The sequence below is a fragment of the Microbacterium forte genome (assembly GCF_031885415.1).
Classification (GTDB): Bacteria; Actinomycetota; Actinomycetes; order Actinomycetales; family Microbacteriaceae; genus Microbacterium; species Microbacterium forte.
The window spans coordinates 496,871-510,063 of the sequence record NZ_CP116871.1; the positions used below are offsets into that span (position 1 = coordinate 496,871).

Genomic DNA, 13,193 nt, shown 5'->3' on the forward strand with positions numbered 1-13,193 from the left:
AATCAAGCAACCTTTAACACCGTCCTGTGAGGCGGAGAAGGGAGCGGCCGATGAGTGCACGAACTGTGCTGCACGAAGCCGATATCTCGCGGGCATTGACCCGCATCGCACATGAAATCCTCGAATCCAATCGGGGGGCTGAGAACCTCGTCCTGCTGGGAATTCCGACCCGCGGAGTCACTCTCGCCCATCGCCTGTCCGCTGTGATCGGTGAGATCGCACAGACCGCCGTTCCGGTGGGAGCGCTCGACGTCACACTCTTCCGGGATGATCTCGCGAAGCAGCCGACGCGGTCCCCTCGTCCGACGGACATCCCCGCCGGCGGCATCGACGGCAAGACGGTCGTCCTCGTCGACGACGTGCTCTTCTCCGGCCGCAGCATCCGCGCTGCGCTCGATGCGCTGCAGTCGATCGGCCGTCCCTCGATCGTGCGCCTCGCGATCCTGGTCGATCGGGGGCACCGCGAACTGCCGATCCGGCCCGACTTCGTCGGCAAGAACATCCCGTCGTCCCGTCAGGAGCGCGTCAACGTGCGGCTGGCCGAACATGACGGCGCCGAGGAGGTGACGATCGAAGCATGAGACACCTCCTCGACACCCGCACCCTCGATCGCGAGACGGCTCTGCGCATCCTCGACGTCGCCGAGGACATGTCCGACACGCAGTCACGCGAGGTCAAGAAACTCCCGACCCTCCGCGGCAAGACCGTCGTGAACCTCTTCTTCGAGGACTCGACGCGAACCCGCATCTCGTTCGAGGCCGCAGCGAAGCGTCTGTCGGCCGACGTCATCAACTTCGCGGCCAAGGGCTCGAGCGTCTCCAAGGGGGAGAGCCTGAAGGACACCGCCCAGACGCTGCAGGCGATGGGCGCGGATGCGGTCGTCATCCGCCACCCCGCATCAGGTGCGCCGCAGACACTCGCCACCAGCGGCTGGATCTCGGCCGGGGTGGTCAATGCCGGCGACGGCACGCACGAGCACCCGACCCAGGCGCTCCTCGACGCGTTCACGATCCGCAAACGGCGCTTCGGCGCCGACAGCCGCGGTCGCGATCTCGCCGGCATCCGGGTCGTGATCGTCGGCGACGTGCTGCACTCGCGGGTCGCGCGATCGAACGTCTGGCTGCTCGCCACGCTCGGCGCCGAGGTCACCCTGGTCGCTCCGCCCACCCTGGTGCCGCAGAACGTCTCGCTCTGGCCCGCCAGGGTCGTCTACGACCTCGACCAGGCCCTGGCCGAGGGGCCCGACGCCGTGATGATGCTCCGCATCCAGCTCGAGCGCATGAACGCCGCATATTTCCCCACTGAGCGGGAGTATTCCAGACGATGGGGTCTTGACGCGCTGCGTGTGGCCGGCCTTCCGGACGGTAGCATTGTCATGCACCCCGGACCCATGAACCGAGGGTTGGAGATCTCCTCCGAAGCCGCCGATTCCCCGCGTTCGACCGTGCTGGAACAGGTGACGAACGGGGTGTCCATCCGCATGGCGGTGCTGTACCTGCTCCTTGCAGGAGAACGAGACGACGAACGAGGGGGAGACCTGTGAGCGAGACCCTCGTCATCACCGGCGCACAGCTTCTCGGTGCCGAGCGCGCCGACATCATCGTGGAGAACGGTCTGATCACCGAGATCGGCACCGGGCTGAGCCGTGGGGGTGCGCGGGTCATCGACGCCGACGGCCTGGTGGCACTTCCCGGGCTCGTCGATCTGCACACCCATCTGCGCGAACCCGGCTACGAAGCGTCCGAGACGATCCTCACCGGCACCAGGGCGGCCGCGGCCGGCGGGTTCACCGCCGTGTTCGCCATGCCGAACACGTCTCCGGTGGCCGACACCGCAGGCGTCGTGGAGCAGGAGCTCGCGCTCGGTGAAGCGGCCGGGTACGCGACCGTGCAGCCCATCGGCGCCGTGACCGTGGGGCAGAAGGGCGAGCGACTCGCCGAGCTCGGTGCGATGGCGACATCCCGTGCGCAGGTTCGCGTCTTCAGCGATGACGGATTCTGCGTCTTCGACCCGCTGATCATGCGTCGCGCGCTCGAGTACGTGAAGTCCTTCGGCGGCGTCATCGCGCAGCACGCGCAGGACCCCCGCCTCACCGAGGGCGCCCAGATGAACGAGGGCACCGTCTCGGCCGAGCTCGGCCTCGCCGGATGGCCGGCCGTCGCCGAGGAGTCGATCATCGCCCGCGATGTGCTCCTCGCCGAGCACGTCGGATCGCGTCTGCACGTCTGCCACCTGTCCACGGCCGGCTCCGTCGACATCATCCGCTGGGCCAAGAAGCGGGGCATCGACGTCACGGCCGAGGTCACTCCGCATCATCTGCTCCTCACCGATGAGCTCGTGCGCGGGTACGACGCGCGCTACAAGGTCAATCCGCCGCTGCGTCGCGAGGAGGACGTCCTGGCGGTGCGCGAAGGCCTCGCCGACGGCACCATCGACATCGTCGCGACCGACCACGCGCCGCACCCGAGCGAGCACAAGTCGTGCGAGTGGCAGGCCGCCGCCAACGGCATGGTCGGACTCGAGAGCGCGCTGCGCGTCGTGCACCAGTCGATGGTGCAGACCGGCCTGATCGGCTGGGAGGACGTCGCTCGGGTGATGAGCGCCGCGCCCGCGCGGATCGGCCGTCTCTCGGGCCACGGGCTGCCTCTCGAGGCGGGTGCTCCCGCGCAGATCACCCTCTACGACCCGTCCGTCGCCGGCGTCTTCACCGAATCGGACCTGCACGGTCGCAGCGTGAACTCGCCCTACCTCGGCCGCGACCTCCCCGGTCGCGTCGAATTCACGATGCACCGCGGAGTCCTGACGGTCGACGGCGCAGACGTCGTCGAGGAGCTGAACGCATGAGCGCGCGCGACATCGCCATCGCGATCACCATCGCCGTGGCGGCGCTCGTGCTCGTCGTCATGTTCACCGCGTGGCGACGACGACTCCGACGCGACTCTGGTCTCTCGGCGCCCCTCGGAGTGCCGGAGCACGCCGAGGTGATCGCCCGTCGTGAGGTGCTCTACGTCTCGACGACCAAGCACGACCAGCCGCTGGAGCGGCTGACCCTGCACCCGCTCGCCTACCGAGCCAGGGGAGAGGCCGCCGTCACTGATCGCGGCCTCGCGCTCTGCCTCGACGGGGCGCCGACGGTCTTCCTCGCCTCTGCACGGCTCGCGAGCGTCGATCGTGCGACCGTGACGATCGACCGCGTCGTGGAACCGGGCGGACTCGTCCGCGTCGCCTGGAGCGCAGACGACGACACGATCGTCGACTCGTACCTCCGCCTGACAGACGGCGACCCCCAGAACTTCATCTCAGAACTGCAGCGCCTCGTCCCCGCCACGGACGACACCGCCGCCCCCGACACAGGAGCAACGTCATGACAGCCCTCCCCGAACCCGCCGTCCTCGTCCTCGAAGACGGGACCCGCCACACGGGCCGTGCATACGGCGCGCGGGGCACCACTTTCGGCGAGGTCGTCTTCGCCACCGGCATGTCCGGCTACCAGGAGACCCTCACCGATCCCTCGTACGCAGGCCAGATCGTCTTGCAGACGGCACCGCACATCGGCAACACCGGCATGAACGACGAAGACCGCGAGTCCCGTCGCATCTGGGTGGCCGGCTACATCGTCCGCGACCCCTCGCGCGTCGTCTCGAACTGGCGAGCCAACGCCTCGCTCGACGAGATCCTCGAGCGAGACGGCATCGTGGGCATCAGCGGCATCGACACCCGCTCGATCACCCGACACATCCGCTCGGCCGGCTCGATGCGCGGCGGCGTGTTCTCGGGCGACGCCGCGAAGATCGACCCCGAAGAGCAGCTGCGGCTCGTGCGCGAAGCCCCCGAGATGGCCGGTCAGAACCTCTCGTCGCAGGTCTCTGTCGACGTCGCCACGGTGACGACGGCGATGGGGGAGCGGGTCGGCAATCTCGCCGTCCTCGACCTCGGAGTCAAGCAGGCGACGATCGACAATCTGGCAGCCCGCGGCTTCGAGGTGCACGTGCTGCCCCAGGACGTCACGATCGACGACATCCGCTCGATCGACCCCGTCGCCGTCTTCTACTCGAACGGCCCCGGAGACCCCGCGGCGTCGGGCGACCATGTCGAGCTGCTGCGCTCGGTGCTCGACGACGGGCTGCCGTTCTTCGGGATCTGCTTCGGAAACCAGCTGCTCGGCAGGGCGCTGGGGCTCGGCACCTACAAGCTGCCCTTCGGCCACCGCGGCATCAATCAGCCGGTGCTCGACAAGTCCACCGGACGCGTCGAGATCACCGCGCACAACCACGGTTTCGCCGTGGAAGCGCCGCTGGAGGGTTCGTTCGACAGTCCCCACGGCTACGGCAAGGTCGAAGTCAGCCACGTCGGTCTGAACGACAACGTCGTGGAGGGCCTCCGCGCCCTCGACATCCCGGCGTTCTCGGTGCAGTACCACCCGGAGGCCGCCGCCGGCCCGCACGACGCCAACTATCTCTTCGACCGGTTCCGTGACATGGTCATCGCCAGCAAGAAGGACGCCAAGTAATGCCCAAGCGCGACGACATCAACTCCGTTCTCGTCATCGGCTCCGGCCCGATCGTCATCGGTCAGGCCTGCGAGTTCGACTACTCCGGCACCCAGGCGTGCCGTGTGCTCCGCGAAGAGGGCGTCAGGGTCATCCTGGTCAACTCCAACCCGGCCACGATCATGACCGACCCCGACTTCGCCGACGCGACGTACATCGAGCCGATCACGTGGCAGGTCATCGAGACGATCATCGCGAAGGAGCGCCCTGACGCGATCCTTCCGACTCTCGGTGGACAGACCGCCCTGAACGCCGCGATCGAGCTGCACAACCACGGCATCCTCGAGAAGTACGACGTCGAGCTGATCGGCGCGAGCTTCGAGGCGATCAACAAGGGCGAGGACCGCCAGATCTTCAAGCAGCTCGTGCTCGACGCCGGAGCCGACGTCGCCCGCAGCATCATCGCGCACTCGATGGACGACCTGCTCGAGGGTGCGGCCGAGCTGGGCTATCCGCTCGTCGTGCGCCCTTCGTTCACGATGGGCGGTCTCGGCTCGGGCTTCGCATACGACGAAGAGGACCTGCGCCGCATCGGCGGGGCCGGTCTGCGCGATTCGCCGACCACCGAGGTGCTCCTGGAGGAGTCGATCCTCGGCTGGAAGGAGTACGAGCTCGAGCTCATGCGCGACACCGCCGACAACACGGTGGTCGTCTGCTCGATCGAGAACGTCGACCCGGTCGGCGTGCACACGGGCGACTCGATCACGGTCGCCCCGGCTCTGACGCTCACCGACCGCGAGTACCAGAAGCTCCGCGACATCGGCATCGACATCATCCGCGCCGTCGGCGTAGACACCGGTGGCTGCAACATCCAGTTCGCCGTCGACCCCAGCAACGGCCGCATCATCGTCATCGAGATGAACCCGCGCGTCTCGCGCTCGAGCGCCCTCGCCTCGAAGGCCACCGGATTCCCGATCGCCAAGCTCGCGGCCAAGCTCGCACTCGGCTACCGTCTCGACGAGATCCCCAACGACATCACGGGTGTCACCCCGGCGAGCTTCGAGCCCACGCTCGACTACGTCGTCGTCAAGGTGCCGCGATTCGCGTTCGAGAAGTTCCCGGCCGCCGATGCGACGCTGACGACCACCATGAAGTCGGTGGGTGAGGCCATGGCGATCGGCCGCAACTACGCGACCGCGCTGCAGAAGGCGCTGCGCTCGCTCGAGAAGCGCGGCTCGAGCTTCCACTGGGGCGAGGAGAACCGCTCTGCAGACGAGCTGCTCGAGATCTCGAAGATCCCGACCGACGGTCGCATCGTCACCCTGCAGCAGGCGCTGCGCAAGGGTGCGACAGTCGAGCAGGCGTTCGAGGCGACTGCGATCGACCCGTGGTTCATCGACCAGATCGTGCTGATCAACGAGGTCGCCGAGACCGTGCGCACGGCGCCCGAGCTCGATGCGGCCACGCTCCGCTATGCCAAGGAGCACGGATTCTCCGACGCGCAGATCGCACAGCTCCGGGGTGACGACGAGGCCGAGATCCGCGGTGTGCGCCACGGCTTGGGCATCCGCCCCGTGTACAAGACGGTCGACACCTGCGCCGGCGAGTTCCCGGCTCTCACGCCGTATCACTACTCGAGCTACGACTTCGAGACCGAGGTCATGCCATCGGATCGCACCAAGGTCGTGATCATCGGATCCGGTCCCAACCGCATCGGCCAGGGCGTCGAGTTCGACTACTCCTGCGTGCACGCGTCGTTCGCGCTGTCGGATGCCGGCTTCGAGACCATCATGGTCAACTGCAACCCTGAGACCGTGTCCACCGACTACGACACGTCCGACCGGCTCTACTTCGAGCCGCTGACGCTCGAGGACGTGCTCGAGGTGCTCGACGCGGAAGCCGCCAGCGGCACCATCCTCGGCGTCGTCTGCCAGCTCGGCGGCCAGACGCCGCTGGGTCTCGCCAAGGGCATCGAGGCCGCGGGCTACACCGTGCTCGGCACGAGCCCCGAGGCCATCGACATCGCCGAAGAGCGCGAGCTGTTCTCCCAGCTGCTCGACGCGGCGGGTCTCATCGCACCGCGTCACGGCACCGCTGTGAACGCTGACGCCGCGGTGGCCGTGGCCGACGAGATCGGCTACCCCGTGCTCGTGCGTCCGAGCTTCGTGCTCGGCGGACGGGGAATGGAGATCGTCTACAGCGCGGAGTCGCTGCGCGAGTACTTCGTGCGCACGGCGGGCGAGGTCATCATCGAGGAGGGCAAGCCCCTGCTCGTCGACCGATTCCTCGACGATGCGATCGAGCTCGATGTCGACGCGCTGTACGACGGCACCGATCTGTACATCGGCGGCGTGATGGAGCACCTCGAGGAGGCCGGCATCCACTCGGGCGACTCCAGCTGCACGCTGCCGCCGGTCTCGCTCGGCCGCACCGACATCGACCGGGTGCGCGAGGCGACCCTCGCGATCGCGAAGGGTGTCGGCGTGCGCGGTCTGCTCAACGTGCAGTTCGCGATCAGCGCCGGCGTGCTCTACGTCATCGAGGCGAACCCGCGCGCGAGCCGCACGGTGCCGTTCGTCTCGAAGGCGCTGGGCATCCCGATGGCGAAGGCCGCGAGCCGCATCATGGTCGGCTCGACCATCGCCGAGCTCCGCGCCGAGGGCATGCTCCCCGAGCAGGACGGCTCTCGTGTGCCGCTCGACGCCCCCGTCTCGGTGAAGGAGGCCGTGCTTCCCTTCAAGCGGTTCCGCACGGCCGACGGCAAGACCGTCGACTCGATCCTCGGCCCGGAGATGCGCTCGACCGGCGAGGTCATGGGCATCGACCGCGACTTCCCGACCGCGTTCGCGAAGAGCCAGGCGGCCGCGTACGGCGGGATGCCGACCTCGGGCACCGTGTTCATCTCGGTGGCCGACTCCGACAAGCGCGCGGTGATCCTGCCGGCCCACCGTCTGCAGCAGCTCGGGTTCACGATCGTGGCCACCGAGGGCACGGCCGAGATCCTCTCGCGCAACGGCATCGCGGTGACCGTGGTCGAGAAGTACAGCGAGACCCAGGAGTCGGGCGCGACCAACATCGTCGACCTCATCAACGACGGGTCGATCGACATCGTCGTGAACACGCCTTCGGGTGGGGCGGCGCGTGCTGACGGCTACGAGATCCGTGCGGCTGCCGTCGCGGCCGACAAGGCGCTGTTCACCACGATGGCAGTGCTCGGCGCAGCGGTGAGCGGCATGGACGCAGCCCACGAGGGCTTCCAGGTGAAGAGCCTCCAGGAGTACGCACTCGACCGGAAGGCCGCTCTGTGAGCGCACGCTTCGGCGAACGGGTCCGTGCCGCCCTCGCGGCGCACGGCCCGCTGTGCGTGGGTATCGACCCGCATGCGGCGCTGCTCGCGGACTGGGGGCTCGGTGACGACGCCTCCGGCGTCCGCGAGTTCGGGCTGCGCACGGTCGAGGCCGCCGTTGGCCGTGCCGCGATCGTGAAACCGCAGGTGTCGTTCTTCGAGCGCTTCGGCTCTGCGGGGTTCGCAGCCCTCGAAGAGGTGCTCGCGGCTGCGCGCGCGGCCGGACTCATCGTGATCGCGGATGCCAAGCGCGGCGACATCGGCTCGACCATGGATGCGTATGCGGCGGCGTGGCTCACACCGGGGTCTCCGCTCGAGGCCGACGCCCTGACCGTCAACCCGTTCCTCGGGGTCGGTGCGCTCGACGGCGCCTTCGCCCTCGCCGGCGAGCACGACAAGGGCCTCTTCGTGCTCGCCGCGACGAGCAACCCTGAGGCGCAGACTCTGCAGCGCTCGGTCTCCGAGACCGGCCGCGCTGTGTCTGCGGACATCATCTCGGTCGTCTCGGCACGCAATGCGGAGCACTCGGAGGCAGGCGAGTGGGGGAGCTTCGGCTTCGTCATCGGAGCGACGGTGGACTGGACGGATGCCGGCATCGCCGCATTCGCGCCGGTGGCACCCGTCCTCGCCCCCGGTTTCGGCACGCAGGGCGCGACTCCGGCAGACCTGCACCGGCGGTTCGGCTCGATGAGCCCCGCGGTGATCGCGAGCGAGAGCCGCAGCATCCTCTCGGCCGGACCCGCTGGTCTCGCCGCCGCCATCGACGCTCGCGTCGCAGAGTACAGGGAGGCCGGCCGTGGCTGAGTCCCGTCCCGTCCCCGAGGTCGATCGTGCCGCTGCCGCACGCAAGGCGGTCGAGCGGCGCCGCGCCCGTGCGTCGCTCAAGCGCGATCTGACGACGCGTGTCGTCACCCCGCAGTCGGTGCTCGAGCGCGCCACCGCCGACCCCGATTCGGTCGAGGGATCGATGCGCATCACGGACTTCCTGCTCGCCCTCCCTGCCATCGGGGCGGGCAAGCGCGACCGAATTCTCGCAGAACTGCACATCTCGCCGGTCAAGCGACTGGGCGGTCTCGGCGTCAGGCAACGGCTGGCGCTCACGCAGTGGCTCGACACGCGCTTCCCGCTCCTGCAGCCGCGGGGCGCACGCAGCCGTCTGCTGGTGCTCGCCGGCCCGACCGCTGTGGGCAAGGGCACGGTCGCTGCCCACATCCGCGAGCACAATCCCGAGATCCATCTGTCGGTCTCGGCGACGACCCGCGCACCGCGCCCGGGCGAGATCGACGGCGTGCACTACTACTTCGTCGACGACGCGGAGTTCGATCGGCTGATCGCCGAGGACGAGCTTCTCGAGTACGCGGTCGTGCACAACAGGTCGCGATACGGAACTCCGCGTGCCCCGATCGATGCCGCGCTGGCCGCCGGCAAGACCGTTCTGCTCGAGATCGACCTGCAGGGTGCGCGCCAGGTGCGCAAGGCCGAGCCTGCGGCGACGCTCATCTTCCTGCTGCCGCCGACCTGGGACGAACTGGTTCAGAGACTGGTCGGTCGAGGCACCGAGGGTGCCGAGGAACGCGCTCGCAGACTGCGCACCGCGAAGGTGGAGCTCGCCGCGCAGAACGAGTTCGATCACCTCATCGTGAACGAGGACGTCGCCGCCGCGGCCGCAGAGGTCGTAGAATTGTCTTCAAGCTCTGCGCGCTGAGCTTGTTCGCGCGCCGCAGCACAGTCTTCGCGACGATCCCGTCGCCTGATCAGGAGGTCCCACCATGGCCGGACACCACACCAACGGAATCATCGATCCCCCCATCGACAACCTGCTCGACCGCGTCGACTCGAAGTACGAGCTCGTGATCTACGCCGCCAAGCGCGCCCGTCAGATCAACGACTACTACTCCGACCTCCACGAGGGCAACCTGTTCGACAACGTCGGTCCGCTCGTCGACTCCTCCGTCGAGGACAAGCCGCTGACCATCGCTCTGCACGAGATCAACGAGGACAAGCTCCGCCTCCGTCACGCCGAGTGACGTCCGATGACCGCACCGCCGACTGATGTCGGCGGTGCGGTCCATCATGGGAGCCACCCCCTTCCTGCTGTCCGATTCCGTCCTGGAGCCCCGATGAGCGCGCTGCGTCTGTTCACGTCCGAGTCCGTCACCGAGGGGCACCCGGACAAAATCTGCGACCAGATCTCAGACAGCATCCTCGACGGACTCATCGCGAAAGACCCCGGCTCGCGGGTCGCGGTCGAGACGCTGGTGACCACCGGTCTCGTGCACGTCGCCGGTGAGATCCGCACCGAGGCCTACGTCGACATCCCGACCATCGTCCGACAGGTCGTCAATCGCATCGGCTACACGTCGAGCGACACCGGCTTCGACGGGGACTCCTGCGGTGTGAGCATCTCGGTGGGCGAGCAGTCGACGGACATCGCCCACGGTGTCGACAGCGCCCAGGAGCACCGCGACGGCTCATCCGTCGATCCGCTCGACGGACTCGGTGCCGGAGACCAGGGCATCATGTTCGGGTTCGCCACGAACGAGACGCCGCAGTTGATGCCGATGGCCGCGTGGACTGCGCACCGCATCGCCGAGCGTCTCGCCGAGGTTCGCCGCTCCGGCGCGCTGCCGTTCCTCCGCCCCGACGGCAAGACGCAGGTCACGCTCGGATACGACGGCTTCACGCCCAAGACCGTCGATGCCGTCGTGCTGTCGACCCAGCATCACCCCGAGATCTCGCAGGAAGAGCTCAAGGCACAGGTGCGGGAGCACGTGATCGACCCGGTCCTCGAGACCACAGGGCTCGACCTCGACGACATCACCTACTACATCAACCCCGCCGGTCCCTTCGTGACCGGCGGTCCCAAGGGCGACGCCGGGCTCACCGGCCGCAAGATCATCATCGACACCTACGGGGGTGCGGCGCGCCACGGTGGCGGTGCCTTCAGCGGCAAGGACCCGTCCAAGGTCGACCGCTCGGGCGCCTACGCGACGCGCTGGGTCGCCAAGAACGCCGTGGCGGCGGGTCTCGCCGACCGGCTCGAAGTCCAGGTCGCGTACGCGATCGGAGTCGCACGTCCGGTGGGGCTCTACGTCGAGACCTTCGGCACCGGCAAGGTGTCGGACGAGGCGATCATCCGCGCGATCAACGACGTCTTCGATCTCCGTCCGCAGGCGATCATCGAGGAGCTCGATCTGCTGCGCCCGATCTATGCGCAGACAGCCGCCTATGGGCATTTCGGTCGCGAGCTGCCGGAGTTCACCTGGGAGCGCACCGACCGCGCTGAGGAGCTGCGGCGCGCTGCAGGCCTCTGACGGAGCGCGAGCCTGATGGCGATCCGCTCATGACGGCCGAGAGCCGTCGTATCGCGCGCGTGCTGCTCGACTCGCCGCTTCCGCAGCTCGACCGGCTCTTCGACTACGCCCTGCCGGCAGAACTCGGAGACGTGCCCATCGGGGTGCGCGTGCGCGTGCCGCTCCGTACCGCCGGTCGGGTCATCGACGGGTACGTGGTCGAGATCGACACCGAGGACGACGCCGACAGGCCCCTCTCCGAGGTCGAGAGCGTCGTCTCACAGGTTCCCGTGCTCCCCGAACGCACCTACCGGCTGGCTCGTCGTGCAGCCGACCGTGCGGCGGGTTCGGCGTCGGACGTGCTGCGTCTCGTCATCCCCAAGCGTCAGGTGCGGGTCGAGAAGGCGTGGACCTCAGACGCGCCGACGCCCGTGCCCGCCGATGACGCCGTCACCTCCGCATCTTCGCTCATCGCCACGTACGACCACCTCGAGGAGGTGCTCGAAGGCGCAGGCAGAGCCGCAGTGGAGGCGATCCCGGTGCAGCACAGGGGCGAGCCTGGCTGGACGGCTCTGCTCGCGTCGACGGCGACGCGGATGCTCGCTGCCGGACGCTCCAGCATCCTGATCGTGCCGGACCATCGCGACCTCGATCTGCTGCTCGCAGCGCTCGGTTCGCTGGTTCCGCCCGAGGCTGTCGTGCGATACGACTCACGTCAGACGAACCCCGATCGATACCGCTCGTTCCTCAGATCGCTCGAGGATGCTCCGTGCATCGTCGTCGGCAACCGCTCCGCCGTGTACGCGCCGGTCCGCGCCGGGCTCGTCGCCGTCTGGGACGACGGCGATCCGCTGCTCGGCGAACCTCTCGCGCCCTACATCAACGCGCGCGATGCGGCCCTGCTCCGGCAGGAGCAGGAGGACTCCGCCCTGCTCTTCGTCGGCCACACCCGTACGACGGACGTGGAGCGCCTCGTCGCGCACGGCTACCTGCAGGACGTGCGAGCCGCGCGGCGGGTGATGCCGAGGGTGATCCTGAGCACCCCGCAGGAGATGGATGCGCCGACAGCCCAGCGGATGCCGTCGTCGGCGTTCCTGTCGGCCCGCAACGCCGCGTCCGAGGGGCCGGTGCTCGTGCAGGTCTCGCGCCCGGGATTCGCACCGTCCCTCGTATGCGCGGAGTGCCGGGCCCCCGCCCGATGCGCGCACTGCGGCGGACCCCTGGGCGCCAAGCATCGCGGCGCCGTGCCGGTGTGCGCGTGGTGCGGCCGGGGCGCGCGAGCCTGGACCTGCCCGACGTGTGCGTCGACCAAGCTGCGCCTGGCGTCGTCGGGAAGCGAGCGGACCGCCGACGAGCTGGGCAAGGCGTTCCCCGGCGTCCGCGTGATCGTGGCCGACAGCGCGCACCCGGTCGAGCACGTCGCGGACAAGCCCGCACTGGTGGTCGCGACGCGCGGCGCCGAGCCGCTTGCCGAGGGCGGTTATCGCGCAGTGGTGCTGCTCGACGGTCCGCGGATGCTCCAGGCCCCGGATCTGCGGATCGGCGAGGCCTGCCTGCGGTGGTGGTCGAACGCGGCAGCGCTCGCGGCCCCGGGGGCGCCGATCCACCTCGTCGGAGTCGACGGCACGATCGCGCGAGCGCTCGCGACGTGGAACCAGTCGGGTTACGCACGCTCTGAGCTCGCAGAGCGCGCGCCGCTCCACATGCCGCCGGCCGCGCGCGTGGCCCTGGTCGAGGGGTCAGCCGCGGCCGTCGGCCGTGCGCTGGCGGCGCTGCAGGAGCTCGCCCTCCCGTCCGACGCGGTCCTGGGTCCTGTGCCCATCGAGTCCGACGACTACCCGCCGCGCGTCCGCGCCCTCGTCCGGTTCGAGTACGGCGCCGGAGTCAAGGTCGCGGCGACGCTGCGAGCGGCCGTCGTCGCCGAAGCCGTCAGCAATCGCCGGGGCAAGGGCAAGTCGACTCGGAGCACGCTCTCGGTTCGGCTCGATATCCTCGACCCAGAGCTCTGATCAGTCCGCACCGATCCGATCACCCCGATCCTCCCGGATCCTCACCCCGCATCCCT

11 protein-coding genes are annotated in these 13,193 nt (G+C 68.8%); all 11 read left to right on the forward strand.

Going from position 1 to position 13,193, the window contains the following annotated elements:
* The first annotated feature begins 50 nt into the window (after nucleotides 1–50).
* A complete protein-coding gene (gene pyrR / locus OB895_RS02525) occupies nucleotides 51–581 on the forward strand; it encodes a bifunctional pyr operon transcriptional regulator/uracil phosphoribosyltransferase PyrR (RefSeq protein ID WP_042536623.1) in 531 nt (176 codons plus the stop codon).
* Nucleotides 578–1,543 (forward strand): aspartate carbamoyltransferase catalytic subunit, encoded by a 966-nt coding sequence (locus OB895_RS02530; protein WP_056376916.1) that lies wholly within the window; start codon nucleotides 578–580, stop codon nucleotides 1,541–1,543. The genes pyrR and OB895_RS02530 overlap by 4 nt, the downstream gene beginning before the upstream one ends.
* Nucleotides 1,540–2,844, forward strand: coding sequence for a dihydroorotase (locus OB895_RS02535; RefSeq protein WP_056376914.1), 1,305 nt, complete (start codon nucleotides 1,540–1,542; stop codon nucleotides 2,842–2,844). The genes OB895_RS02530 and OB895_RS02535 overlap by 4 nt, the downstream gene beginning before the upstream one ends.
* Nucleotides 2,841–3,368, forward strand: a complete 528-nt coding sequence (locus OB895_RS02540; RefSeq protein ID WP_056376912.1) for a PH-like domain-containing protein — start codon at nucleotides 2,841–2,843, stop codon at nucleotides 3,366–3,368. The genes OB895_RS02535 and OB895_RS02540 overlap by 4 nt, the downstream gene beginning before the upstream one ends.
* A complete protein-coding gene (gene carA, locus OB895_RS02545) occupies nucleotides 3,365–4,510 on the forward strand; it encodes a glutamine-hydrolyzing carbamoyl-phosphate synthase small subunit (protein ID WP_056376910.1) in 1,146 nt (381 codons plus the stop codon). The genes OB895_RS02540 and carA overlap by 4 nt, the downstream gene beginning before the upstream one ends.
* Nucleotides 4,510–7,797 (forward strand): carbamoyl-phosphate synthase large subunit, encoded by a 3,288-nt coding sequence (gene carB / locus OB895_RS02550; RefSeq protein WP_042536628.1) that lies wholly within the window; start codon nucleotides 4,510–4,512, stop codon nucleotides 7,795–7,797. The genes carA and carB overlap by 1 nt, the downstream gene beginning before the upstream one ends.
* Nucleotides 7,794–8,639 (forward strand): orotidine-5'-phosphate decarboxylase, encoded by an 846-nt coding sequence (gene pyrF / locus OB895_RS02555; protein ID WP_079112811.1) that lies wholly within the window; start codon nucleotides 7,794–7,796, stop codon nucleotides 8,637–8,639. The genes carB and pyrF overlap by 4 nt, the downstream gene beginning before the upstream one ends.
* The gene (gene gmk, locus OB895_RS02560; protein ID WP_042536630.1) at nucleotides 8,632–9,540 is read left to right on the forward strand and encodes a guanylate kinase; all 909 of its coding nucleotides are present in this window, start codon (nucleotides 8,632–8,634) and stop codon (nucleotides 9,538–9,540) included. The genes pyrF and gmk overlap by 8 nt, the downstream gene beginning before the upstream one ends.
* Before the next feature lie 64 nt (nucleotides 9,541–9,604).
* Nucleotides 9,605–9,862, forward strand: a complete 258-nt coding sequence (rpoZ, locus tag OB895_RS02565; protein WP_042536631.1) for a DNA-directed RNA polymerase subunit omega — start codon at nucleotides 9,605–9,607, stop codon at nucleotides 9,860–9,862.
* Between the two features lie 93 nt (nucleotides 9,863–9,955).
* Nucleotides 9,956–11,149, forward strand: a complete 1,194-nt coding sequence (gene metK, locus OB895_RS02570; RefSeq protein WP_079112810.1) for a methionine adenosyltransferase — start codon at nucleotides 9,956–9,958, stop codon at nucleotides 11,147–11,149.
* 29 nt (nucleotides 11,150–11,178) lie between these two features.
* Nucleotides 11,179–13,137: a primosomal protein N' family DNA-binding protein gene (locus tag OB895_RS02575; RefSeq protein ID WP_079112809.1), complete on the forward strand. Its 1,959-nt coding sequence runs from the start codon at nucleotides 11,179–11,181 to the stop codon at nucleotides 13,135–13,137.
* Nucleotides 13,138–13,193: the final 56 nt, after the last annotated feature.